This window comes from Zoogloea sp. (genome assembly GCF_041908905.1).
Taxonomy (GTDB): Bacteria; Pseudomonadota; Gammaproteobacteria; order Burkholderiales; family Rhodocyclaceae; genus Zoogloea.
In genome coordinates this window covers 72,505-97,050 of record NZ_JAYREK010000011.1, presented here as the reverse complement: position 1 = coordinate 97,050, position 24,546 = coordinate 72,505, and the positions used below count along the sequence as shown (strand labels likewise).

16 protein-coding genes are annotated in these 24,546 nt (G+C 73.4%); 1 reads left to right on the top strand and 15 read right to left on the bottom strand.

Going from position 1 to position 24,546, the window contains the following annotated elements; genetic code table 11:
• Positions 1-59: 59 nt before the first annotated feature.
• The 15 genes from recD to ACE3OU_RS08700 all read right to left on the bottom strand — a co-directional run bounded on the left by recD (position 60) and on the right by ACE3OU_RS08700 (position 23,683).
• Positions 60-2,114, bottom strand: coding sequence for an exodeoxyribonuclease V subunit alpha (gene recD / locus ACE3OU_RS08770; RefSeq protein WP_374241173.1), 2,055 nt, complete (start codon positions 2,112-2,114; stop codon positions 60-62).
• A complete protein-coding gene (gene recB / locus ACE3OU_RS08765; RefSeq protein WP_374241172.1) occupies positions 2,111-5,770 on the bottom strand; it encodes an exodeoxyribonuclease V subunit beta in 3,660 nt (1,219 codons plus the stop codon). The genes recD and recB overlap by 4 nt, the downstream gene beginning before the upstream one ends.
• Complete coding sequence (gene recC, locus ACE3OU_RS08760) at positions 5,767-9,270, bottom strand: exodeoxyribonuclease V subunit gamma (protein ID WP_374241171.1); 3,504 nt, start codon at positions 9,268-9,270, stop codon at positions 5,767-5,769. Before recC ends, recB begins: the two co-directional genes overlap by 4 nt.
• A 194-nt stretch (positions 9,271-9,464) precedes the next feature.
• Positions 9,465-10,829 (bottom strand): sensor histidine kinase, encoded by a 1,365-nt coding sequence (locus ACE3OU_RS08755; RefSeq protein WP_374241170.1) that lies wholly within the window; start codon positions 10,827-10,829, stop codon positions 9,465-9,467.
• Between the two features lie 98 nt (positions 10,830-10,927).
• Positions 10,928-11,593: a response regulator transcription factor gene (locus ACE3OU_RS08750; RefSeq protein WP_374241169.1), complete on the bottom strand. Its 666-nt coding sequence runs from the start codon at positions 11,591-11,593 to the stop codon at positions 10,928-10,930.
• 3 nt (positions 11,594-11,596) lie between these two features.
• Positions 11,597-11,902 (bottom strand): PepSY domain-containing protein, encoded by a 306-nt coding sequence (locus ACE3OU_RS08745; protein WP_374241168.1) that lies wholly within the window; start codon positions 11,900-11,902, stop codon positions 11,597-11,599.
• 50 nt (positions 11,903-11,952) lie between these two features.
• Positions 11,953-12,492, bottom strand: a complete 540-nt coding sequence (locus tag ACE3OU_RS08740; RefSeq protein WP_374241167.1) for a cytochrome b/b6 domain-containing protein — start codon at positions 12,490-12,492, stop codon at positions 11,953-11,955.
• A 37-nt stretch (positions 12,493-12,529) separates the two neighbouring features.
• Positions 12,530-12,787, bottom strand: coding sequence for a PepSY domain-containing protein (locus ACE3OU_RS08735; protein ID WP_374241166.1), 258 nt, complete (start codon positions 12,785-12,787; stop codon positions 12,530-12,532).
• A 198-nt stretch (positions 12,788-12,985) separates the two neighbouring features.
• Positions 12,986-14,392 (bottom strand): FAD-dependent oxidoreductase, encoded by a 1,407-nt coding sequence (locus tag ACE3OU_RS08730; RefSeq protein WP_374241165.1) that lies wholly within the window; start codon positions 14,390-14,392, stop codon positions 12,986-12,988.
• 15 nt (positions 14,393-14,407) lie between these two features.
• Positions 14,408-15,637 (bottom strand): cytochrome c, encoded by a 1,230-nt coding sequence (locus ACE3OU_RS08725; protein WP_374241164.1) that lies wholly within the window; start codon positions 15,635-15,637, stop codon positions 14,408-14,410.
• 204 nt (positions 15,638-15,841) lie between these two features.
• The gene (locus tag ACE3OU_RS08720) at positions 15,842-16,624 is read right to left on the bottom strand and encodes an OmpA family protein (protein WP_374241163.1); all 783 of its coding nucleotides are present in this window, start codon (positions 16,622-16,624) and stop codon (positions 15,842-15,844) included.
• A 2-nt stretch (positions 16,625-16,626) separates the two neighbouring features.
• Entirely contained in the window at positions 16,627-17,589 is a 963-nt protein-coding gene (tagF, locus tag ACE3OU_RS08715) for a type VI secretion system-associated protein TagF (RefSeq protein WP_374241162.1), read from the bottom strand.
• Positions 17,586-21,386, bottom strand: a complete 3,801-nt coding sequence (gene tssM / locus ACE3OU_RS08710) for a type VI secretion system membrane subunit TssM (RefSeq protein ID WP_374241161.1) — start codon at positions 21,384-21,386, stop codon at positions 17,586-17,588. The genes tagF and tssM overlap by 4 nt, the downstream gene beginning before the upstream one ends.
• Before the next feature lie 17 nt (positions 21,387-21,403).
• Positions 21,404-22,750, bottom strand: a complete 1,347-nt coding sequence (locus tag ACE3OU_RS08705; protein WP_374241160.1) for a hypothetical protein — start codon at positions 22,748-22,750, stop codon at positions 21,404-21,406.
• Between the two features lie 75 nt (positions 22,751-22,825).
• Positions 22,826-23,683, bottom strand: coding sequence for a M15 family metallopeptidase (locus ACE3OU_RS08700; RefSeq protein WP_374241159.1), 858 nt, complete (start codon positions 23,681-23,683; stop codon positions 22,826-22,828).
• 304 nt (positions 23,684-23,987) lie between these two features.
• On the opposite strand from ACE3OU_RS08700, the gene ACE3OU_RS08695 reads away from it, so the two are divergent.
• Complete coding sequence (locus tag ACE3OU_RS08695; protein WP_374241158.1) at positions 23,988-24,497, top strand: hypothetical protein; 510 nt, start codon at positions 23,988-23,990, stop codon at positions 24,495-24,497.
• The last annotated feature ends 49 nt before the right edge of the window (positions 24,498-24,546 follow it).

Sequence of the window (24,546 nt, the reverse complement as noted above, 5' to 3'; positions counted from 1 at the left end):
CATCCGCAGGCGGAGCGCGCCATCTGGGGCAAGCGGCTGTTTTCGAAGGGAGCGGGCGGCTAGCCGGCACCCTCCATCAACCCGCTCAAGCGCAGCACCCGGCGCCCCACCGCCTGCTCCAGCACCGCCGCGCTGCCGGCCTCCACCAGGCTGAACCAGCGTTTGGCGCGGGTGATGCCGGTGTAGACCAGCTCGCGGGTCAGGATGGGATTGAGGCGCTCCGGCAGGGCCATCGCGGTGTGGGTGAATTCGGAGCCCTGGGATTTGTGCACCGTCAGCGCATAAACGGTTTCGAGGGCCTGCAGGCGGCTGGGCTGGACCCACTTGATGCCGCCGCTGCCATCCCCGGCCGGGAAGGCCACCCGCAGCGGGCCGTCGCCATCGGGCCCCGGCAGGGCCAGGGTGATGCCGATGTCGCCGTTCATCAGCCCCAGCCCGTAGTCGTTGCGGGTGACGAGCACCGGGCGGCCGGCGTACCAGCCTTCGGCGGCGCCGATCAGGCCCGCCTCGTGCAGCCAGCCGGCGATGCGCCGGTTGAGGCCCTCGACGCCCCACGGCCCGCGGCGCAGGGCACACAACAGCTGGAACTGGCCGTGGGCGGCGAGCACCTCGCGGGCCCAGGCGTCGATGCCGGCCTGATCGGTGCCGGCGGGCGGGCGCCGGTCGCGCACCACCTCCAGGTAATGGCGATAGCCCTGCGGGCTTTCCTTGGCACCGGGAATGCCGTCGATCACCAGGCGCCGCAGCGCGCCCTCGCCCACCTCGGTCAGCGCCAGCCGGGTGAGGTCGGCGTGGCCGTGGGCCAGGGCCCGGCGCACGCCGTCCCCGCTGCCGGCATTGACCGCCGCGGCGAGCTGGCCGATGCCACTGTCGCCGCCGAAGCGGTAGCTGTGGCGCAGCATCGCCACCGCCTGGTCGATGGGCCGGCCGGCGGGGTCGACGAGCTCCGTGCCGACCTGCTCGCCGGTGACGCCCGCCAGCCAGGCCACGGTGTCGGCGCTGTAGTGGCCGTCCTGGGCGCACCGGCACAGCTCGCCGAGCACCGCGCCGGCCTCGACCGAGGCGAGCTGGTCCTTGTCGCCGAGCAGCACCAGGCGCGCGCCGGGCGGCAGCGCGGCCAGCACGGCCGCCATCATCTCCAGGTCGACCATCGACGCCTCGTCCACCACCAGCACGTCCACCGGCAGCGGGTTGCCGGCGTGGTGGCGGAAGTGGCGGGTGTCCGGGCGGCTGCCGAGCAGGCGGTGGAGGGTCGTCACCTCGACGGGGATCGCCTCGCGCACGGCCTCGCCGTCGGGCAGGCCAGTCAGAACCAGATTGGCGACGGCGCCGGCGATGGATTCGTTGAGCCGCGCGGCGGCCTTGCCGGTGGGCGCCGCCAGCCGGATGCGCAGGGCGCGGGCCGCCGGGCCGGCGATGGCCAGCGCCTGCAGCACCGCCAGCAGGCGCACCACGGTGGTGGTCTTGCCGGTGCCGGGGCCGCCGGTCACGATGGCGAAGGCGCTCCGTGCGGCCAGCGCGCAGGCGAGCTTCTGCCAGTCGGGCTTGGGCCCCTGGGCGACCGGCGGGAAGAGCACACCGAGGGCGCCGCGCAGCGCGTCCTCGGGCAGGGCCGGCGGCGCTGCCAGGCGGGCGTCGATGCCGGCCCGCACCGATTGTTCGTATTGCCAGTAGCGGCGCAGGTAAAGCCGGGTGCCGACGCCCACCAGCGGCGTGTCGCCGGCGCCGTCGCCCACCAGCGGCGTGTCGCCGGCGCCGTCGCCCACCAGCGGCGGGTAGCGCAGGGCCTGCTGCCAGTCGGCCAGGCTCACGCCATCGAGCACCTCCGCCGGCAGCGGCACGGGCTCGGCGCTGTCGGCGGCACCCTCGGGCGGCAGCGACAGGGCGAAGCCGGGGTCGTTCAGGGTGTGGGCCAGGTCGAGGCAGGCGTGGCCGCGGCCGAGCTGGTGGCTGGCCAGCGCGGCGGCGAGGATCAGCAGCGGCGGCGCGGCGGGCTCCTCCCGCGCCAGGAAGGCCGCGAAGGCCGCGTCGAGGGCGCGCAGCCAGCCGTGCCCGGCCCAGCGCTCGAGGAGGGCCAGCAGGGCCGTGTTGTCGTGGAAAAAGGCGGGGTTCATGCGGCCTCCGGGGTGGTGCGGCGGGCAAACAGGCGGTCGAGGGCGTCGATCAGCGCCCGCGGCGGGCGCTCGGCGTGGATGCCCCGGCTGGACGCCTGGCTGCCGCGCAGGAAGAGATACAGCGCGCCGCCGATGTGCGTGTCGTAGTCGTAATCGGGCAGGCGCAGCCTGAGCAGGCGGTGCAGGGCCAGCAGGTAGAGCACGTACTGCAGCTCGTAGCGCTTGGCGAGGATCTCGTCGGCCATCGCGGCGGGCGTGTAGGCCGCGTCATCGGGGCCGAGCCAGTTGGACTTGTAGTCGACCACGTAATAGCGCCCGTCGTGCTCCACCACGAGGTCGATGAAGCCCTTCAGCATGCCGTTGAGCTGGCCGGCCTGGAGCGGCGGGCGCTCGGCGCCGCCAAGGGTGTGGCGGCGGACGAGGGCATCGAGGGCGGGGAGGTCCACCTCATGCACCGCGACCCAGAACTCCATCTCGGCCACCCAGGTGTCGAGCCTGGCGAGGGCGAAGCCGGGCGCGTCGGCGCCGCCCAGCGGCAGCCGCAGGAAATCCTGCAGCCAGGCGCACAGCGGGTCGATCCAGCGCTCCCAGCCGCGCACCGCGCAGCGCCGGGCGACGGCGTCGCGCAGCAGGGCCGGGGTGTCGGCGACCTGCCCGAAGCCCTGGCCGGCGGCCCATTCGAGGATCTCGTGCAGGAAGGTGCCGACCGCCGCACCGCGGGGAAAGCCATGCAGCAGCCCGGCCGAGGCGGCCCCCCCCGCAGGCTGGCCCAACACCGGCGGAGCGGCGGGCGGCGTGGGCCGTTCGGCAGCGGCGGCTTCGCGGAAGACGTCTTCGCCCGGCGTCTCGGCGCCCGCCTCCGCCGCGGCGGTGTGCAGCGCCGAGTAGCTGGCGATCCACCAGTGCTCGCGGACGGCGCGGGTCGGGCTGCGGGCCGGGCCTTCGAGGCGCTGGCGGGCCTGGGGCGTGTAAACGTCCGGGGTGCAGGCCGGCGCGTCGATGACGGCGATGTCCGGGCAGCCCGCGGCCAGCGCGTCGATGCCGGCCTGCAGCGCGCCGCCGATCAGGTGGCCGAAGGCGCTGTGCTCCAGCTCCTTGACGGGCGCCGCGCCGATCCAGGTGGCGTAGCGGGCGCGGGTGAGCGCGACATACAGCTTGCGCAGGTCTTCGCCCAGGCGCTCCCGGTCGGCCAGGGCCAGCAGGGCGTCGTCGGCGGCGAGGGCCAGCTGCAGCCGGCCCTGCGCGTCGTGCCACTTGAGCGGCAGGTCGGTGGCCTGGGTGGCGCGGAAGGCGCAGGCGAAGGGCAGGAAAACCAGCGGGTATTCGAGGCCCTTGGACTTGTGGATGGTGACCACCTGCACCAGGTCGGCGTCGCTCTCGAGGCGCACCTGGCGGGCTTCGCTGCCGGAGGTTTCGTCGCGGCGCTGCTCGGCCAGGTGGCGGATCAGGGCGTGCTCGCCGTCGAGCAGGCCGCTGGCCTGCTGGAGCAGCTCGGCCAGGTGCAGCAGGTCGGTGAGGCTGCGCTCGCCGCTGGCGCCGGCGGCGAGCAGGCGGGCCGGCACGCGGAAGTCGTTGAGCAGCCGGCGCAGCATCGGCAGCACGCCCTGGCGGCGCCAGCAGTCGCGGTAGGCGCGGAACTGCAGCACGTAGTCGTCCCAGGCCAGCTCGTCGTGGTTGAGGCGGTCGAGCCCGGCCCAGTCGAGGCCGAGGGTCTGGGTGGCCAGCGCGGCGCGCAGGGCGCGGCCGTCGTCGGGCTCGGCGCAGGCGGTGAGCCACAGCTGCAGGTCGAAGGCCTCGGGGCGCTGGAAGACGGAGTCCTTCTCCGACAGGTACACGCTGCGCACGCCCCGGCTCGCCAGCGCGCCGCGGATGGCGTCGGCCTCGCTGCGGTTGTTCACCAGCACGGCGAGGTCGGCCTGACGCAGGGGGCGCAGACCGTCTTCGCCGGCAAAGCCCGCCTCGCCGCGCTGGCCGAGGGTGAGCAGGCGCGCCATTTCGGTGGCGCACACCTCGGCCATGGCTTCGAGGTAGGCGGCCTTGCCCATCGGCTTGCCGTCGTCGGGCAGCGGCAGACGCCAGATGTGGAGGGCCGCCAGCGGCTGGCCACCGGCCTGGAGCGCGTCCGCGCGCCCGTTGGCGTCGGCCGGGAAGAAGGGCACCGGATTGCCCTCGGCGCTGCGGAACAGGAAGGCGCCCGGGCCACCCTCCTGTGCTTCGGCGAGCTGGAAGCAGCGGTTGGTGGCCCGCACCATGGCGTGGGTCGAGCGGAAGTTGCGGCCCAGGGTGTACAGCCGGCCGGCGGTGGCGGCGCGGGCGGCGAGGTAGGTGTGGATATCGGCGCCGCGGAAGGCGTAGATGGCCTGCTTGGGGTCGCCGATGAACACCAGCGCAGTCGCCGCGTCGTTGGCCTCGACCCGGTAGACGGCGTCGAAGATGCGGTACTGGATCGCGTCGGTGTCCTGGAACTCGTCGATCAGCGCCACCGGAAACTGGGCGCGGATCACCTCGGCCAGGCGCGGGCCGTTGGGGCCGGCGAGGGCGGCGTCGAGGCGGGTGAGCAGGTCGTTGAAGCCCATCTGGGCGCGGCGCGCCTGCTCGTCGGCGAAGCGGGCGGCGACCCATTGGGCCGCGTGGCGCAGGATGTCGAGGCGCGCGTCGGGGAGGGCCGCGAGGGTGGCGGGCATCGTGTCGATGGCGGTGAGGGCCGGGTGCTGCGGGGCGGCCAGCCCCGGCTTCCAGACCTCGGCCAGCCCCTGCGGGGTGAGCCGCGTCCAGGCGGCGTCGGTGAGCGCGGGCCAGACCTGCTCCGGGTCGTCGCGCCAGGCGGCGAGGCGCTGCAGCCAGCTGTCGTAGTTGTTCTTCTTGAGCTTGGTGCCGTTGAAGGCCTTCTGGTCGCGGGCGGTGTCGAGCAGGGCCTGGAGATCGTCCACCCACTGGCCCCACGGCGCCTTGAGGGTGGCCAGGGTTTGCTGCTGGGCCTGCCGCCCGGCATCGACCACCACCGCCGGGTCGGCACTGGGGGCGAGCAGGTCCGTGTGGTCGAGCAGACCTTCGATTTGATCCTGCAGCGCCTCCGGCGAGCTCCACCAGCCGCGCACCTGGCGGGCGGCGTCGGTGTCCAGCGGGTACATGAAGCTGCGCCAGTAGTCGCGCACCACTTCGGCCAGCAGGTCGGCCTGGTCGGTCTCGAGGCGCTGGGTGAACAGGCTGTCGCTGTCGAAGGCGTGCTCGCGCAGCATGCGGTTGCACCAGCTGTGGATGGTGGACACGGCGGCCTCGTCCATCCACTCGGCGGCCAGCTGCAGCTTGCGGGCGCAGGCGGCCCAGCGCTCCGGCGGGTAGGCGTCGCGCAGCTGCCGGAGCAGCGGGTCGGGCTCGGGCCCGCCAGCGTCCGCGCGGAAGTAGGCGGCGGCCTCGGCGAGGCGGGCGCGGATGCGGTCGCGCAGCTCCTTGGTGGCGGCGTCGGTGAAGGTGACGACGAGGATCTCCGGTGGCGTGAGGGCCCGGGAGAAGGCGGCCCCGTCGTCGCCGTGGCCCAGCACCAGGCGCAGGTAGAGGGCGGCGATGGTGAAGGTCTTGCCGGTGCCGGCGCTGGCCTCGATGAGGCGGCTGCCAGAAAGCGGGAAACGCAGGGGGTCAAGGGCGGTGGGGGTCATGCCTGGTCTCCGGCGGGGGCCGCGGATTTGACGAAGGTGGCGGTGAACAGCGGGCGCAGCAGGGTCTCGGCGAGGCGGGCAAACTCGCCGCTGGCGGCGAGCGCGTCGAAGCTGGGCCAGGCACGGCGCAGGTAGGGGCTGACCTCGACCTCGCCGGTGAGCTGGTAGCCCCCCTCGTAGATGGAGCGGGCGCTGGTCGAGCCGTCGAGCCACGCGAAGGCGGTCTTGATCGCCAGCGGCAGCGGGCGGGCCATGCCGTCCTGCCAGGTGACCAGCAGGGTGTCTACCTGGGCCCGCGCCGCGTCGGGCTCGAGGGGCTCGAAGCGCACGTTGCCGGCCTTGCTGACGATCAGCGTGGTGAGCGGCTGGCCGCCCAGGTGGCCGGCGAGGTGCGTGAGCCAGTGCTTGACGAGGCTGTGGCGCTGGTATTTGCCCTTCTTCACGGCGTCGCTGGGCTCCAGCACCACGCGGCCGCGTCGCTCGTCCTGGTCGAGGCGGATGTCGCGCAGCCAGTCGTCGATGGAGAGGCCGCTGGCCGCGTGGGTGTGGCTCACCGGCTCGTCGTGGGGCGCCTCGTGGGGCCATTCGGCGAGGCCCCTGGCGTAGCGCTCGAACATGTCGGCCATCGGCGCGGCGAGGTCGTCGCGCATCACGTCGGCAAAGGCCCGGGCGGCCAGCTCGCCGCGGCGCTGGATGCGCGCCAGCCCCGCAGCGAGGGCCTCCTCCCGCGGCAGGCCGGCGTGGAGCGCCTCGGCCTGGCGGGTGATGAGCTCGTTCCACAGGCCCCACATCTGCAGGCCGTCGAGGTCGAAGGGCTCGTGGTCTTCGCTGGTCGGATCGTCGATATCGAAATCCACGTGCAGGCGCTGGCGGAAGAAGGCCTTCACCGGGTCGCGCAGGAAAGCCGCCAGCTCGGCGATGCGCAGGGGCTCGGCGCGGCCCGGCGGGGCCAGCTGGGGCGGGCCGCCGGCGGGGCGGTCGTCGGCGATGCGCCACTCGTGGGCGTAGGTGAACAGCGGGCTGGCAGCCCCGGCGGCGGGGAAGTAGTCGGGGTTGAAGGGCTGCAGGCGGTGCTCGACGGTCAGCGCGCGGAGCAGCGCGCCCTCCTCCGCCCCATCCTCCTCATGCCCGGCCAGCCGCCAGCCGGCGGCCAGGTGGTCGCATAGCTGGCCGACCAGCACCGAGGGCGGCCGCACGGTGTTGTCGTTGATGCTGCGCCCGACCCACGAGATCAGCAGCTTCTCGCGGGCCGACAGCAGGGCTTCGAGAAAGAGGTAGCGGTCGTCCTCGCGGCGGGAGCGGTCGCCGGGGCGGTAGTCCTGGCCCATCAGGTCGAAGTCCATCGGCACCCGGGTGCGCGGGTAGTCGCCGTCGTTGAGGCCGAGCAGGCAGACGTGGCGGAAGGGAATGGCGCGCATCGGCATCAGCGTGGCGAAGGTCACCGTGCCGGCGAAGAAGCGCTGCGACAGGCCGCTGTCGTCGAGCTGGGCCAGCCAGTGCTCGCCCACCACCGCCAGCGGCAGCGGGCTGTCGAGGCCGGCGGCGGCGCAGGCCTCCTGCCAGCGCACCAGGGCCTGGTCGAGGCGCTGCAGGGTAAAGGCGTCGGCGCTGTCGTCGGGGGCGAAGAAGTCGGCCATCAGCCGGCGCAGGCGGGCGCTCCAGTCGGCCGGGGTGGCGTCGGTGGAGAAGGCCCGCCAGGTGGCGTCAAGCCGCTCCAGCAGCTGCACCAGCGGGCCGAGCAGCGCGGCGTCGAGGCCGCCGATTTCGTCGAAGGGCTCGATGTCGTGCCAGGCGCCGCCGGTGGCGCCCACCGCGTAGCCGAGCAGCATGCGGCGCAGGCCGAACAGCCAGGTGTTGCCCTCGGGGGCGTCGGGCAGGCCGAGGCTCTGGCGGTGCGCGGCGTGCAGGCCCCAGCGCACCCTGGCGCCGTGGATCCAGCGCTGCAGCAGGGGCAGCGCGTCTTCGGCGATGCCGAAGCGGCTGCGCAGGGCCGGCACCTCGAGCAGGTCGAGCACGTCGCTGACCGCCACCCGCCCGTTGGGCAGGTCGAGCAGCTTGCCGAGGGCGCCCACCAGCGGGTCGTGGTGGCGCAGCCCCTGGTCGGCGATGCTGAACGGGATGAAGCGCGGGTCGCGGCTGTCCACCAGGCCGAACACCGCCTGGATGTGCGGCGCGTAGGCGTCGATGTCCGGCACCATCACGATCACGTCGCGGGGGCGCAGTGTCGGGTCGGCGTTGAAGGCGGCCAGCAGCTGGTCGTGCAGCACCTCGACCTCGCGCTGGGCGCTGTGGGCGATGTGCAGGCGGATCGAGTCGTCGCCGGGGGCCACCGGCGGCCATGCGTCGCGGGTCTGGCTGAGCGGGCGCAGGTCGCGGATGTCGTCCTGCAGCTGGTTGAGCAGGGTCTTGTCACCATGGGGCACGAACAGGTCGATGCGCTGGCGGATGTCCACAAAATGCTGCAGGTAGCCGGCGCGGGCGGTGTCGCTGTCGTGCTCGTCGAGCAGGCCGATGAAGTCGCGCCCCTGCTTGCCCCAGGCGGCCAGCAGCGGGTGGGCGAAGAGGTGCAGGTTCTCGTCGGCGATCTCGGTGGCCACCCCGCCCCGGCGCTGCTGGCGCGAGTGGGTGGCGCGGAGCAGCTCCTTGTCGGCGACGATGTCGGCCCAGTAGTGCTCGCAGGGGTTGTGGACGCACATCAGCACCTGGGTCCACCGGGCCAGCGCGGCCAGCACCTCCAACGACTGGCGCGGCATCGACGAGATGCCGAAGACGATGACCCGGCGCGGCAGGCCGGCGGGCCGCTCGCTGCCCTCGGGCCACGCGTCGACCCGGCGCAGGAAGGCCTCGTGCACCGCCGCCCGGCCCTGGCCGGCCAGCTCGCCGCCGCACGCCGCCGCCACGTCGGCCAGCAGCGCGCGCCACAGGCAGGCCTGCCAGCGCTGCTCGTCGGACAGGGGGCGGCGCTCGCCACTGGCCTTGATCAGCACGTCGTCGCCCGCCGCCCAGGCGGCCAGCCAGTCGGCGCGATACACCTGGTACTGGTCGAACAGGTCGGCCAGCCGCTCGGCGAGCTGGAAGCGCTTGCGCAGGTCGGCGTCCCGCGCCAGGAAGCGACGCAGCGGCGCGTAGGCCGGCTCGGCCATCACGTCGGGCAGCAGGCGCATCAGGCGCCACAGCAGCAGCGGCTTGTCGAAGGGCGACACCTCGGGCACCCCGTCCCGCCCCAGCACGGCCCGGTAGGCCTGCCACAAAAAGCGCGAGGGCAGCGACATGTCGAGCCCGGCCGCGATCCCGCAGCCGCCCCCCGCCCCGTCGTCCATGTCCTCGGCCAGCGCCAGGCGCAGCCACTGGGCCACGCCGTTGCTGTGCACCAGCAGGGTCTCGGTTTCGAGCGGCGCCAGCGGGTAACGCCGCACCCACGTCACCAGCAGGTCACGCAGGGATTCCGGATGGTTGCCATGGACGAGCATCAGGCCGGGAGGCAGGGGGGTCGGGGTCAAGGCGGGCTCCTGGGGCGGAGGAAACGGTCGATCGAAGTGTGGAGGGTATTGGAGCACGGATGTGCGTCAAGGGTTGTCGCTTGCTCCGCCGCAAATGGCCACGGGCGGCCGCCCTTGATGGACCGGGCGTAGCGTAGGTCTTCATGCGCCGTGACCGGCACGATCGGGACGGAACGGCAAAGCCGGCCCCCCCCTTACCCCGCCCCGCCGCCTGCCAGCGGCAGGCTGACCTCCACGCGCAGACCTCCCAGGTCGGCCGAGCGGCCGAAGCGGAGGGTGCCGCCGTACTGGGCCACGATGTCGCTGACGATCGCCAGGCCCAGCCCGTGGCCGGGGCGGCTCTCGTCGCTGCGCACGCCGGCCTGGCCGAGCTGGCCGAGCAGGGCGTCGGGCACGCCCGGGCCGTCGTCCTCGACGCAGAAGGCCAGCCGCCCGTCGGCTCCGCCCGGCGCGACGCACACCCGCACGCGGGCGCTGGCCCACTTGCAGGCGTTGTCGAGCAGGTTGCCGAAGAGTTCGAGCATGTCCTCCCGGTCCACCGGCAGGCCGGCTTCCGGGGCGTCCAGCTCGATGGCGATGGCGCGCCCCGCGTGCAGGCGCTGCAGCACGTCGATCAGCCCGGCCAGCTGGCTGCGCACGTCGAAGCTCGCGCCGACCGGGCCGCCGCCCGACAGGCGGGCGCGGTGCAGCTCCCGCTCCACGGTGCCGCGCATGGCCTCGAGCTGGCGGTGCAGCAGGGCGGCCAGCGCCGGGTCGCAGCCGGCGAGTTCGTCGGCGGCCTGGCTGAGCACCGCCAGCGGGGTCTTGAGGGCATGGGACAGGCTGCCCACCGCGTGGCGGATGCGCGTGATGCGCTGGGTGTGGTGGTGGGCGAGCCGACTCACCGCGTCGAGCATGGGCTGGACCTCGGCCGGCGCGGTGGCGTCGATGGCGGTGGCCTCGCCCTGCTCCAGCCGGCGGCAGGCCGCCACCGCCTCGTCGAGGGGCGCCAGGCCCTGCACCAGCACCCGCCGCTGCAGGATCAGCAGCAGCCCCAGTGCCAGGGCCAGGGCGATGAAGGTCTTGAGGCGGAAGTCGGCGATGGCTGCGTCGATGGAGGTGACGTCCTCGGCCACCACCAGCGTCACCGGCAGCGCGCCGCCGACCCCGGGAAACTGCGAGGCGAAGATCAGCAGCGCCTGGCCGGCCGGGCCCTGCCCGCGCTGCACGAGTTCGACGGCCTTGCCGAGTTCGGGGATCGGGATGTCCTCGTCCCACAGGGAGCGGGAGCGGATGATCTGCCCGCCCCGCCTGATCACGAAGTAATGCCCGGACAGGGGCAGCTCATACACCGGCCCGACGCCGCCCATCCGGGCCGGGTCGATGGGCTGGCCCGGCGCGGCGGCGGCGGCGTCGATGAGGCGCACGTAGAGCAGGTCGGCGTCGTGGTGGAGGCGCGACAGCACGTAGTCCTCCACCAGCCGGCGCGGAAAGTCCTGCAGGCTCGCCGCCAGCAGCGCACCGGCAGCGAGCAGCACCAGCGCCAGGGTGACCGAGAGCCGGCGGCGCAGGGAGTTCATGGGCAAGAGGCCGGCGCGCTCGAGGAAACGCAGGGCCGCCCCGAGTTTTCTCGACACCCACGGGGGGCGGGCCGGGCGGCGCCCCGCCCTGGGCGCGCTCAAGGCTGGCTCCGGAACAGGTAGCCCTGGCCGCGGCGGGTCTCGATGCGCTCGTTGCCGAGCAGGATGCGCAGCCGGCAGACGTAAACCTCGATCACGTTGCTGTCGCGTTCGGCGTCGAAATCATAGACGTGCTCGGCCAGGCGGCTCTTGGAGAGCACCACGTCGGGGTGGCGCATGAAGTAGCGCAGCAGACGGAACTCGGTGGCGGTGAGGGCCAGCTCGGCGCCGTCGGCGTCCACCAGGCGCTGGCGGGCCTCGTCGAGGCGCCATTTGCCGACCTGCAGCTGGGGGGCCTGGGCCGGCGCGGCGCGGCGCAGCAGGGCCTGGATGCGGGCCGCCAGCTCCTCGATGTGGAAGGGCTTGCCGAGGTAGTCGTCGGCGCCGGCCTGCAGGCCCTCGACCCGCTCGGCCCAGCCGTCGCGGGCGGTCAGGACCAGCACCGGCACCCGGTTGCCCGCCGCCCGCCAGTCCTTGAGCACCGCGAGCCCCGGCTTGCCGGGCAGGCCGAGGTCGAGGATCACCGCGTCGTAGGGCTCGGTGGCCCCCAGGTGGGCGCCATCGATGCCGTTGGTGGCCAGGTCGACGGCGTAGCCGCGGCCCGCCAGCTGGCTGCGCAGGCCCGGCCCGAGGGCGGCGTCGTCCTCAACGATCAGCAGGCGCATGGCTCACTTGCCCCAGTGGCGCAGCAGGGCGCCGGTGGCCGCGTCAAACTCGAGCTGGTGGAAGCGGTTGGCGTTGTCGATCAGCTTGACCTCGTAGATCAGCCGCCCGCCTTCGCGCTCCAGCTCGAGGCCGACCACCTGGCCCGGCTGCACCTTGCGGCTGCGCACCAGGATCTCCTCGGCCGGCAGGATCTTGCCCGCGTCGCGCAGCTGGCGGACCTCCTCGACCCGCGGCCGCTCGCCGGCCACGGCCAGCGACGCGGCGCAGGCCAGCCCGCCGACGATGAACAGGTGAAGGAGGGATTTCATGGGGTGACTCCTCGCAGGATCCGGGTTCTGGGCGGATGCCGGCCCGCCGCTCAGGGTTTGCGGCGCGTCTTGATGCCGGTGATCATCGCGCCGACCAGGTTGGTGTGTTCGAGGCGGCCGAGGACGACGGCCGCGGCGCCGTGCAATCCTGCCAGCCAGAGCAGGGTGAAGGCGAGGCCTTCGTGCAGCTCCTCGAGCCACTCCTCGCCCCAGAAGCTGTCGGTGGTCTGCAGGTAGCCCGTGAGGCCGAGGGCCAGCACAAGGGCCATCAGGCTGAGCATCATCAGCGCCCCGAGGGGATTATGGCCCACGTAGTGCGGGGCGGTACCGGCCAGCAGCCCCGACACGTGCCGCCGGACCCGCTCCGGGGTCGGGAAGAAGTCCGCAAACCGCGCGTGGCGGGTGCCGATGAAACCCCACAGGACGCGCAGCACGACCAGCGCGCTGGCGGCGTAACCGATCGCCTGGTGCAGGGTCTCGCCCTCCTCGACGACGAAGTTGAGGAGGACGCAGGCCACCAGGCTCCAGTGGAAGACCCGCACGAAGGGGTCCCACACGTAGACGGGCGGGTCGGACAGGGGCTGGGTCATGGTGATTGTCTCGCGGGGAGAGCCGGCAGGGGTTTTGTTACCTGGACTCGATCACGGCGCCGGTCTGGGGGTCGAAGTAGATCTCGACCTTCCTGCCGTTCTTGTCGAAGCCGTAGATCTCGTAGCACTGGCCCCGGCTGACCTTGAAGGTCTTGATCCGGTAGCCCTGGGCTTCGAGCCGGGCCTTGAAGTCAGCCTCCTTGATCCACTTTTCCTGGGGCACGGTGCAGGTGGGGCCCGCCACGGCGGCGCCGGCGACGAGGGTGGTGACGAAGAGGGCAGACAGGTTTTTCATGGGAATCTCCAGGGTCGGGTTGGTGCATCTCACCGAGACGCCGGAAGGATTCTCGCGGATTCCAGATGAATGGAAGCTGAAACACCCGCCCGCCGGGATTGCCGTATCGCATGACCCGGCCGGGCCACGGACACGGCAACGGCGCGACCGCCCAGGCCGTCGGGCGCGGGCGGCAGCGGCATGGGCAGCCCCGCCGGATCAGCCGAAGCTGTCGCCCATCAGCGTGTTGAACCAGGTGGTCATCTGGCGGAAGTTGCCGCTGCTCACCGTAGCCGATTCGATGGCCGTGGCGCCCGCCGTGTTGCCGCCGTTGGCCGCCAGCACCATCCTGCGGCTGGCGCTGTCGTACTGGTACACCGCGGTCAGCCAGGAGGCGGTGCCGGCGGTGATCGGCGAATAGCAGGCCGAGTTGGCGACCGGCGCCGGGTCGGGCTGCTGGCCGGCGAGCAGCCGGATGATGGCGTCGGCGCAGATCTTGGCCTCCTGATTGGCCACGTGGCCGGCCTTGGGCAGGCCGCAGCTGGCGGCGTCGCCGATGACGTGGATGCCGGCCTGGGCGGTGGATTCGTAGCTCAGCACATCCACCCCGCACCAGCGCCCGTCGGCGCTGTTGTTGAGCCCGGCCGCGGCGAGCCAGCCGCCGGCGCCCGAACCCGTGGCCCGGTGCGGCGGGATCGGACTCACCACCTGGGCGTCGATCACCTGCGGGTTGCCCACCGCGTCGAGGTAGCTGACACGCCGGGTCTGCGGGTCGATCCGGATGCCCGTCACGCCGGCCTCGTAGCGGATGACCCCGGCGTGGGTGACGCCGAAGGCGTGCTCGAAGGTCTCCCGCTCGGCCTGGATGGCGGCGTTCTCGTCCAGCACGACGACCCGCGAGGCGGCGCCCCGGTAGGTCTTGAGGTAGTCGGCGACCAGGCAGGCGCGCTCGTAGGGCCCCGGCGGGCAGCGGTAGGGTGCCTTCGGGATGGTCATCACGAAGGTGCCGTTCTGCATCCCGGCGAGCTGGGTGGCCAGCAGCGTGGTCTGGGGGCCGGCCTGCCAGGCGTGGGGAGTGCGCTCGGCGTAGTCGGCCTGGGTGAGGCCGTAGGCGTCGGTGAACTCGACCCCCGGCGCGAGGATCAGCCGGTCGTAGGGCAGGCTGCTGCCGTCGGAGAGGGCCACGGTGCGCGCGGCGGCGTCGATGGCGACGACCCGGGCCACCTTGATGCCGACGCCGTACTTGGCGGCCAGGCTGTCGTAGCCGTAGCTGAGGGTGGCGATGTTGCGGCTGCCGTTGAGCACCAGGTTGCTCATGATGTTGGAGGTGTAGCGGGCCGCCGGCTCGACGAGGGTGATCTGCAGGCCGGTACCGCCCCACAGGCGCAGGTACTTGGCGGCCGTGGCGCCGGCCATGCCGCCGCCCACCACCACGATGCGGGCGTTCAGGCCGGTGTAGGCCGGGGCGAAGCTGGTGTTGGCGCTTTCTTCGTAGTGGTCGTCGCTGTCGTCATCATCGGAGTCGGCGAGGGCGAGGCGGCCGAGGCCGCCCAGCATGCCGGTGCCGAGGGCGGCACCAGCCAGCAGCAGCAGGCGGCGACGGGAGGGCTTGTTTGTAATGGGCATGGAGGTCTCCGGTCCTTACTGCTTGAGGTAGGCGATGATCGCGTCGAGCTGGGCGTTGGTGTAGCCCTGGGCGTGGGCCGCCATGATGTCGCTGCGGGCGGGCTTGCGGAGGTAGTCCTTGACCTCGGCGGCGTCCGAGCCGCGGATCCGCTCGAAACCACCGACGCCGCCGGTGCCGTGGCACTGGAAGCAGTTGGAGGCGAGCAGGCGGCCGGCGGTGGAGGCCGGCTGGCTGACGGTGGCGGTGGTGCGATCGCGGGACGTGAGGGTGTTGACCGCTTCGCTGCGGCCCGCGCTGCCCGTCAGGCCGCTGTAGGCGGTGGTCCGGTTGCGCTGGTCGAGCCGGGAAGCCGCCTGGCCCAGGTTGTACTCGTGGGAGCTCTCCATCTCGTGGCGGATCTGGTCCATCGCCTTCAGGCTGGCCTTGGCGCTGGCGTGGCCGCCCTGGGTGCGCAGGGCCCGCTCCAGGGTGTCCTCGATGGCCTCGGCCAGCTCGCGGCCGACGCCGGCCTGGCTGGCGTTGGCCCGGGCGACGATCTCGCCGACGGTGGCGGGCCCGTTCTGGGCAACAATCACCGCGGCGAGGGCGCCGAGCACCCGCTCCTGGGCCTGATGGGCCGTCTCGTTGCCCTGACTGGCGCTGGCCATCAGCTGGACGGCCCGCTGCAGGGCCACCTGGCGGGTGTACAGGCCGGGCTGGCTGGCGAGCACCGCGAGCGGGTCGGTGGCGAGATCCGCCACCGTGAGCCCGAGGGCGCCGGCCACCTTGGTGCGCGCCTCGTCGAGGCTCAGGCCGCGGGCCACCAGGGCATCCACCAGGCTGGTGAGGGGCGACACCAGCTGGCCGCTGCGGGCCACGTCGGCGCGGGCGGTGAGCATGCCGGTGAAGGCGTAGCCGGTGTCGGTGTCGATACCGCCCGTCACGATCACCCGCATGCCGGCGAGGGGGCTGGCGACCTGGCTGTAGTCGAGGCTGTAACGGCCGGCGGCGTCGGTGACGGCGGTCGGCTCGCCGGGGTCGGCGAGCCCGTTGCCGTTAACGTCGAGCAGCACGCGCGCGCCCTGCAGGTAGCCGTCGACGGCCGTGCCGGAGAGCGTGCTGGGGGCTGCCGCCGCGGTGGCGGTGGGCGCGCTGCCTCCGCCTCCGCCGCCACAGGCGGCGAGGGTGACGGCAAGCGCACCGCTCAGGATGCCGGCGCGCAGCCTGGCGGGTGATGAATGGCTCTGCAGGGGGAGCGTTCGCATTCGGGGTGACCTCTTTAGGGGATGTTGTCACCCGATTATCGATAGCCACCCTTAACCCACGATTAATGACAAAACGGCTCACCGCCGCCCCCGGCGGTAAGGTGACAACAGCTCGTCAGATCGGGGCGACGCGAAGACCGGCGGGGCTCCCTGCCCCGGCACGGCCAGGGCCGCCGCGGCGACAGGCGGGCCCGGGGATGAAGCTCAGCCGCCCAGCCGGAACTCGATGCGGCGGTTGCGGGCGCGCCCCTCGGCGGTGTCGTTGCTGCCCAGCGGGCGGTCGGGGCCGGCGCCGGAGGCGGCCAGCGAATCGGCGGGGATGCCCTTTTCGATCAGGTAGTTGCGCACGCTGTTGGCCCGCGCGAGGCTGAGCTCGAGGTTGGCCTCACGCTTGCCGTTGCCGTCGGTGTGGCCAATGAGCTGCAGGCGGGGCGTGCCGATGCGCTTGATCGCCTCGGCCATCTCGTCGAGGATCCGGCTGCCCGCCGGGGTGAGCCGGGCCGAGGCGGTCTCGAACTCGACGACCCGGTTGGCGAGGGTCTTGTCGAGCACGCCCTGCCCGCCGCCGCCCACCACCAGGGCGTTGTCGATGGTGTAGGTGGGGTTGAGCGCGCCGGCCATCTCGGAGACCACCTGCTGGCGCAGGGCCTCGTTGGCCACCGTGCCCTTGAGGGCGACCCGGGTGCCGCTCACCTCCAGCCGGCCCCCATGAACCTGGCGGAGCCGGCCGGAGAGCAGCCGGGTCATGTTGTCGGCCCAGCCGGGGGGCGGCACAACCCCGCCCACTTCGAGCCGGTCCACCACGTTGGCGGCGCCGTAGAGCTCGCGCAGCCTGCCGAGGATTGCGGCGCGGGCGGCCTCGTCGGGCACGGTGCCGGCGGCGACGAGCTTGCCGGTGTCGTCGGGGGCCGCCGGGGCGGCGGTCTGGGCCAGGGCCGGCAGGCTCAGGGACAACAGCAGGGCAGCCTGGACGAGGCGGGAGGACATGTTCATTCTCCGAGGAAGACTTCGCGGAAGGTGGTGACGACCGGTTCGAGCCCGATCTCCGGCCGGGCGAGATAGCTGGCCAGCCGGGCGATGCCCGGGTCACGGGTGAGGGCCGGCTGGGTGTCGATCCAGTCGGGGTCGGTGAGGTGGATCGCCCGCCCCCCGGACGGCAGCGGCGCGAGGGCCCCGGCCAGGGTGTCCGCCGTGGCCCCGCGGAAGCCCAGGTGGAGGCGCCCGCCGCCGCAGGGGATCAGCACCTGCAACTCGAGCCCGGCGTGGCGCAGGAAGGCGGTGACCAGGTACAGCCACAGGCCGGCCACCTGCAGCGCGGCGTCGGGGTCGGCCGGAAGCGGCAGGATCAGGTCCTTGTCGATGCCGGCGGAGGGCTGGCCGAGGACGGGGCGCAGCAGCAGGCCGATGGCCAGGATCACCCGGGCGACGGCCTGCGGCCGGGTGCCGAGCAAGGCCGCGAGGGCATCGAGGCGGGTCTGGCGCACGAAGGCCCCCAGCGGGTCGCTGCGGATCGCCGCATCGAAATGGGCGCCGCAGTCGACGGCTTCGAGGGCGTCCTGCCAGGCCGCCGCCGGCGCCCCCGCCACCGCCGCCCCGGCGAGACGGCCGAGGGCACGCCAGGCCTCGCCGAGGCCGCAGGGGGCGCAGCGGAACATCAGGGTGTCGCCCCGCTCCACCGCGGCCGCGGCCAGAAAGGGAAAGCGCCGGCCTGACGCGTCGGCGCTCGGGCGCAGATGCCCCACCACCGACACCCCGCTGCCGGCACCGACGAAGGCAAAGTCGATGGGCGCGGCCTGGTCGTAGGCGGCCTTCCAGCCCGGATCGTCGGCGATCAGCTCCATCGCCCCGGAGGCCCAGCCGTCCAGCCTGCCGATCAGCGGAGGGTGGCCGGCGCCCTTCACGAAGTCGCCGCGGCCGGGGATCTTGCCGAAGAAGGTGGCCGCACGGCTCATGGGGCGCCCCCCGCCGCCACCTGGGCGATCGGCCCCGCACTTGGCGGAACCGCCGACGCCGGGCTGCTCGCGGCCGGGGTGGCGCCCGCCCCGCCGCCTCCCACCGCGACGGCCCTGGCCGGCAGCACCAGGCCGCCCAGCCCGCGGTCACCCCCCTGCCCTGCCGGCGCCGCGGCCTGCACCTGGGTGCTGCTGACGACGCGCAGGTCAATGCCCACCTCGACCCCCTCGGCGGCCCACACCAGCCGGAAGCTGCCGTCGGGCTGGCGGGTGCGGGTGGCGGCGTTGATCATCTTCTCGAGACCGAAACGGCCGGGCACATTGACCACCTCGATCGTGCGGCCGTCGAAGGTGGTGGCGACGATGCGGGCCCCCGGCGCGCCGCCGGCATTGGGCCACACGAAGTTGTTCCACTGGGTCGGGCCGTTGCGGTAGGCCAGCTTCTGGCCGTCGATCTCGACGCTGAAGCCGGTGGTGCCCGCGGCGGGCTGGGGCCGCAGCATGAACACCGTCTGGGCCTGGCCGGCGCCGCCGCCCGCATCGGTCGCGGCGCCGCCCTCGAGGGGCGACACCCAGCGCGCGAAGCCGTTGCCGAACTCGGGCTGCAGCACCAGGCCCAGCTCGCCCCAGGTGCGCGGGGTGACGGTGTTGCCGCGCCGCACCACCAGCGGCCCCATGGTGCCGTCCACGTATCTGGCGATGGCGCCCTCGGGGCCGAACATCTGGGCGATCTCGGCCGGCGAGGCCTCGATGCCGGCCTTCGGGGCAAAGGGATACTTGAGCGCCAGCTTGCGGTTGAAGGGCTCGTAGACCTGGGCCTCCCAGGTCTTGTTGAGCTCCTCGGAGGCCGGCCGGATGACCGCCGCGTAGGTCTGCAGCAGGGGCCTCAGCAGCAACGGGCGCAGCACCGCGCGCTGGGCGTCGGGCATGCCGGTGAGCATCTGCTCGTCCACGAAGCGCAGCCCGTCGGCCAGCTCGGAGCCGTTGCCGTCGAGGGTCTCGCGCATCAGCTTGAGGGCGCCAGGGCCCGGGTCGCCCTGGTTCTGCAGCCCGTTGAGGCGGGTGCGGATCTTGGAGAGCTGCTTGAGGTAGGTGTCGAGGAGCGGCTCGCCGCCCTCCCGTGGCAGGGCCAGGCGGCCGAAGCCGGCAAACTCGCGGCCGATCGGCCCGAGCGGGATCTCGACGGGCTTGGCGGTGACGTTGACGTCCACCTTCACCGGGCTCGGCGCCATCTGCAGCACCGACTGCTTGAACCAGTCGAGCACGCCCCGCTGGGCCCGCTCGAGGCCGGCGTTGGCCATGGAGGGGTTGTCCCAGGCGGTCTGCTCGACGATGGCCCTGACGAGCTTGCCCACCGGCGACACCTGGGCGTCGCCGAGGCGGTTCATCGCGGCGACGGCCTCGGGGAAGCTGTCGAAGGCCGCCACGTTGATGCCCTGCACGAACTGGCGCCAGGCTTCGGCGTAGTCGCGCTTGTACATCTCGACGAGGGTCTTCTGGATCTGCTCCGGACTGCCTTCGAGGGTCAGGTCGTCCCGGGCGGTGGTCTCGAGCACCCAGTCGACGCTCTTGCGGGCGCTGGTGGCGGCGTCCTTGATGGCCGGCTGCACGTACTCGCGCCAGGCCTCGACGGTGAGGGCGCCGGAGACCACGTGGCTGCCGCTCACCAGGCCGGCGTTGTCGGGGCCGACGATGCCGGCCACGGTGACCGGCGCGAAGCGGGTCGAGGCGCGGGCGCGGATCTCGGCGTACACCCGCTCCGCCGCCGGCATGCCGCGCACCACCCGGCGCAGGGTGTCGCGCACGTCGTCCACCAGCGACAGGTTGGTCTGGATCGTCGGCCAGTCGGCGTCGCTTGCGTGGGCCAGGTGGAAGGACAGGATGCGCCCCGCCGAGCGGATCATCTCCTCGCGGCTCATGGTGCCGCGGTTGGCCTCCAGCCACGCGCGCCAGAAGCGGGTGATCTGGTCGGACAGGTGGCCGGCATCGAGGTGCTCATGGCTGGCCAGCATGAGGTAGGTCTTGAGGGCGTTGTAGCCGTCGTCCACGTCGCCGGGCCGGGCGGCGCGATAGGGCTGGCCGGCGGCCGGCCGCGGGGCGGACTTGTCGTCGGGCCGGGCCTGCAGCCTGTCGCCCTGGGCATGCACCTCGGCCAGGAAGGCTTCGAGGGCTTCCTTGACCGGGGTGAGCATCACGCTGGAGACGCCGGCGAAGTATTCACGGCGCAGGGCGTCGGCCATCTCGCGGCCCTGGTAGAGGCCGAGCCCCAGCGACAGCGGGTGCTCGTCGTTGAAGCGTTCGAGCTGGGCGAGGCGGTCCTGGAGGATCTCCAGGGCCTGCAGGCGCGACTGCAGGTCGATGCGCCCCTCCTGCACCCTGGCGGCCTTGGCGAGATCCTGGGCGACGTTGTAGAGCAGGCTGCGGTTGTTGAGGTAGGACGCGCTCCAGCCGGCCAGCGCCAGCCCGAGCACGGCGAGCGAGGCCAGCACGGCGCCCTGGCGCAGCAGGGTCTTGCGGCGGGAGCTGTGCTGGCGCACCAGGTTGCGGTCGGGGAAGACCACCTTCGAGAACAGCTGCCGCAGGAAGTAGCCGTGGTTGGTGGTCGGCGGCTGCGGCGCGGGCGCATCGACGAGGCCGAAACGGCGGACGATGCGCGCGTTGGAGACCGGCTCGAAATCCTCCCCCTGCAGCGCCGAGCTGAGGTAGAAGCCGCGGAACACCGGCTTGAACTGGAAGGGGTTGTCCTCGAAGAGGGTCGCCACGAAGGCCCGGAGGGCCGGGCGGATGGCCAGGAACTCGGCCGGGAAGGTGAGCAGCCCCGGGGCGACGGCCTCGCCCTGCCGGCGCGCCAGCTGGGCGACGCTGATCGCCCGCAGGCCCCCATGGAGTTCGTCGAAATGGCGGTCGAAGACGGCCAGCAGGTCGTCGCCGGCCGACGTGTCCGCGGGCAGCGTGGCACCCCACACCCGGTCGCGCTCGGCGGCGTCGAGATCGCGGAAGAACTCGTGGAAGCCGGGGATCAGGTCGGCCTTGGTGAACAGCACATACACCGGCGCGAACACCTCGAGACGCTCGATGAGCTCCTGCACCCGCTGGCGCAGGCTCTTGGCGAGCTGGATCGCAGCGCCCGGGTCGCCGCCCACCAGCTCGCCGATGCTGACCGTGACGATCACCCCGTTGATCGGCGCCCGCGGGCGGTGCTTCTTGAGCAGGTCGAGGAAACCCAGCCACTCGGCGCGGTCTTCCTCGTGGATGGCGTAGCGGCCGGCGGTGTCGAGCAGGATGCCCTCGGTGGTAAAGAACCAGTCGCAGTTGCGGGTGCCGCCGATCCCCTTGATCGCCGCCTGGCCACCGTCCTCGAAGGGGAAGGTGAGGCCGCTGTTGACGATCGCGCTGCTCTTGCCGGCGGCGGGGTTTCCGATGGTGATGTACCAGGGCAGCTCGTAGAGCGCCTCGACACCGGAGAGCTGGCCGAGGCGGGACGTCTTGATGGTCTTCACCGCCTCCTGCATGCGCTGCCGCAGGGCCTGCAGCTCGGCCCCGGCGGTGGCGCCCGGCGCGGCCTCGCCCTGGCGCTCGAGCAGGGTGCCGATCGCCTCACCGGCCCGCCGCGCGCGCTGCCGCCGGACCAGCCAGACGGCCACCCCGGCGAGGACGACCAGCCCGCACAGGGCGACGGCCCAGGCCAGCGCCAGCTGGAAGGCCCGGGCGCCGAGCAGCACGATGGCGCTCAGGACGGCGACACCGATGGCGGACTGCACCCGGGAATCGGTGAGAAAACTGGAGAATCGGGACATCTTGGCAGGTCTCGCGGTCAGGTACGGAGGGGCGCGGCGGGTGAGGCCACGGCCAGGGGCCGGACAGGCAGGGCCGCCCACCGGTGTTCGTGCGGGATGCTGAGGCACAGCACCGGGCCGGCTCCGACGCGGCTGGCGGCACAGGCCAGGGCCACCAGCGCGCCGGCTGGCGGGGCAAGACCGACGACGCTGCCGGTGGCCAGGCAGTCGTGCCGCGGATCGAGGTGCGCGAGCGTGGCCGGAAATGCGGCGCCGCCGGCCGCCAGATGTGCGCCGTCGCACACGAGGCCCCCCGGCGGCACACCGCCCAGCCGGCCTGGAAACTGGCCGTCGGCCTCGGCACCTCCGCCCCGCGGGCTGACGACGAGCCGGCCGATCTGCGCCACCGCGCCCTCGGCAACCGGCAGCTGCGGCACCCGCCCTGCGCGGGTCAACAGGAGCGCCGCCGCGCATTCACCAGGCCGCTGCCCGCCGGGATGCCGCGCGGCCCAGCCGGCCAGGATGCGCCGGTCGAGGGCCGACACCGCCGAGGCCAGCAGCACCAGACGCCCCGCCCCCGGCTCGCGGTTCAGGGCCAGGCACAGCTCGTCGACATAGGCCAGCGCGGCCGGACCATCGGCCACCGGCACCAGCGAGAGCTCGCAGCGGCCCGGGGCGAAACCGGCGAGATAGGTGCGCTGCAGCCAGCCGTGCAGCCACGGGTAATGGGCCGCCTCCCAGTGCGCCGGCACCAGGCAGACGCAGCGCACGGGCAGCCGGGAAGCGCCGGCGAGCCCTTCCAGGCGCGCGACGGCATCCCCCAGCACGACGTCCAGCAGGGCCAGGCTGCGCAGCAGCTCATCACTGGCGAGCCAGGCCTCCTGGGCCGGAACACCGCTCTGCAGGCGCTCGGCGAAGGCCTCCACATCCAGGCCCTCGACCTCGGCGACACCGGGCGGACCGCCCGCGCCCTCCAGCCGGCGCAGCCTGGCCCCCCTCCCGGACGCGATGGCCGACAGCAGCGCTGCGCCGGAACGCCCCCCCGGCGCGACCACGAAGGCGTCGAGCAGGTTCAGGGCGAGATCGCCCTCCGGGACGACCACCTGCCGGCACACGCCCACGAACGCCGCCTGCGCAAGGCCAGCCGAGCCGGCCGGCGGCAATGCCGGGGCGGGGCCGGGCCAGGGCGCCAGCCGCTGCCCGACGACCCCCCGGAGCAGGAAAAAACCGCCGATCAGGATCAGCGGCAGCACGCCGAGATCGACGAGCAGCTCGGCGGGCGTCGGATTCTGGCCGTCCGCCAGCCACCAGCCGAGCATCAGGCTCCAGAGCAGGGCGGTGGCGAGCAGACCGCTGCCGACCTCCTTGGGTTTCAGAATTCCCATATCCGCCTCCTCGTGGCGCGGCGAGTGGTGAAGCCCGGGCGGGCGACAAGGCTGACGTGTCGACGCATGGGGGCCTCAATCGACCTCGGGACCCGCCGCCGCGCCGGCCGGCGCGGAGACCGCCGGCTCCGGCGGCGCCGAGGCCCGACCCAGCACGCCCTTGCGGCGCAGCTCGACGTGCCCGAGGTCGCGCATCTTCCAGCGCCCGCCCCAGGTGAGGCCGACCTGCTCGGCGATCTCGCCGTAGAGCTGGTAGCCGCGCATGGCCCAGGGGTCGCGCTCGGAGATCACGACCTTGCCGTCGCGGAAGAAGGCCAGGTCGGCGGCCAGACCGTGCTGGTGGTAGCTCATGTTGGCCCGCGCCTGGGTCACGTGGCTGCCCTGCTCGAACAGGCGGGCCTGCCGCTCGGGGCTGCGATAGCCCTCGATCAGGGCCATGCGGTAGCCGTGGCGCTCCTCCATCAGCTTGAAGACGACCAGCAGGCGCTGGGTGAACTCGGCGTCCAGCAGCCGCCAGTTGCGGCTGGCATGGACGATGCCGGGCCGCAGCTGCTCGACCTCCCGGGTGGTGAACACCGCCGGCGGCAGGGGCGGCGGCGGCACGAGCTGCTCGCCTTCGAGGAGGATCGCGATCTGCCGCTCGGTCATCCGCTCCGCATCGCCGAAATCGAAGATCGCCGGCCCGCGCAGGCCGAACACCAGCAGGGTGGGCGCCGCGAGCAGCAGCAGGGCCCCGGCGAGCTGCGCGGGATGCGCCGCCATGGCACCGCCGAGCCGCCGCGAGAAGCGCGACACCGGCGCCCCGCCCGCCACCGCCCAGCCCCGCCAGGCATCGGCCAGACGGGCCCGCCGGTCCGGGAATACGCACAGCAGCACCCCGCCCGCGACGACGAGGAAAGCGGCGAAGACGCCATACACGATCACGGCCGGCACTCCGGCCGCGTCCCCCGCTGCCCGGCCCCTCCGGCCCAGGGCCGACGGCCGGCACCGGGCCGCGTCGGGCCCGGCACGCCGGCGGCGGAAAGAAGGAGGGCGAACTGATGCATGGGCGATGATGGGGTGCAGGGGGCGGGGTGCCAACGCGGCCCGGAAAACCCGAATGATTATGGCGACGTCCTTCAAGTTTAATACAATTGGATTTTATGTGTAATCGGAAAACGCGATGATCCGTCCAATCACTCCCCCGGGGCAGCGCGCGGAGCCCCCCGGGCTCGCCACCGGCGGCCCGCAGCCGGCCGTGAGCATCCTGAGCGACCTCAACCCCGGCCGGGTCCGGCTGCCCTCCGCCCCCCGCGGCCCCGCCGGCCCCTGGACATGGGGCCTGCCCCTGGCCCTGCTGGTGCTGCTTGGCGGCGGTTTCCTGGCGGTCCGGCAGGCCCCGCCGCCGGCCGCCCTACCGCCATCGCCCGGCGGGCGCCCGGCCCCCGTCGCCGCGACCCCTTCACCCCCAGCCCCCCCGGGCGCCACCCCCGTCGCGGGCGGCGGCGCGATCATCCGCGAAGTCTCGCCGCCCCCACCCGCCCCGGCCCCCGCGCCAACCGGGAGCGTGCCGCCCGCCGCCGAAACCGCCCGGCCTCCCTCCGCCCGCCCGGCGCTCCAGACCACGGCCGCCCCCCTCCGCACGGCCCCTGCCCGCCCGGCCCTGGAGCAGCCGGCCGCGCAGACCACCGCGCCGCCGCCCGTGCCGCCGGCGTCGGGGCGGGCTGCCGAACGGGACGTGGACATCGTCACCGCCATCGTCAGGTAGGCCCCCGCGGCCGTTGACGTGGATCAGCGGGCCGCCGGGGCAGCGGCCT

Excerpts from the sequence above, each read along its gene's own strand:
- ACE3OU_RS08725 (WP_374241164.1), bottom strand. The coding sequence starts at position 15,637 with ATGCGAACGCTCCCCCTGCAGAGCCATTCATCACCCGCCAGGCTGCGC.
- recB (WP_374241172.1), bottom strand. The coding sequence starts at position 5,770 with ATGACCCCCACCGCCCTTGACCCCCTGCGTTTCCCGCTTTCTGGCAGC.
- ACE3OU_RS08735 (WP_374241166.1), bottom strand. The coding sequence starts at position 12,787 with ATGAAAAACCTGTCTGCCCTCTTCGTCACCACCCTCGTCGCCGGCGCC.
- ACE3OU_RS08705 (WP_374241160.1), bottom strand. The coding sequence starts at position 22,750 with ATGGGAATTCTGAAACCCAAGGAGGTCGGCAGCGGTCTGCTCGCCACC.
- ACE3OU_RS08730 (WP_374241165.1), bottom strand. The coding sequence starts at position 14,392 with ATGCCCATTACAAACAAGCCCTCCCGTCGCCGCCTGCTGCTGCTGGCT.
- tssM (WP_374241161.1), bottom strand. The coding sequence starts at position 21,386 with ATGTCCCGATTCTCCAGTTTTCTCACCGATTCCCGGGTGCAGTCCGCC.
- ACE3OU_RS08750 (WP_374241169.1), bottom strand. The coding sequence starts at position 11,593 with ATGCGCCTGCTGATCGTTGAGGACGACGCCGCCCTCGGGCCGGGCCTG.
- ACE3OU_RS08720 (WP_374241163.1), bottom strand. The coding sequence starts at position 16,624 with ATGTCCTCCCGCCTCGTCCAGGCTGCCCTGCTGTTGTCCCTGAGCCTG.
- ACE3OU_RS08740 (WP_374241167.1), bottom strand. The coding sequence starts at position 12,492 with ATGACCCAGCCCCTGTCCGACCCGCCCGTCTACGTGTGGGACCCCTTC.
- ACE3OU_RS08755 (WP_374241170.1), bottom strand. The coding sequence starts at position 10,829 with ATGAACTCCCTGCGCCGCCGGCTCTCGGTCACCCTGGCGCTGGTGCTG.
- recD (WP_374241173.1), bottom strand. The coding sequence starts at position 2,114 with ATGAACCCCGCCTTTTTCCACGACAACACGGCCCTGCTGGCCCTCCTC.
- ACE3OU_RS08745 (WP_374241168.1), bottom strand. The coding sequence starts at position 11,902 with ATGAAATCCCTCCTTCACCTGTTCATCGTCGGCGGGCTGGCCTGCGCC.
- tagF (WP_374241162.1), bottom strand. The coding sequence starts at position 17,589 with ATGAGCCGTGCGGCCACCTTCTTCGGCAAGATCCCCGGCCGCGGCGAC.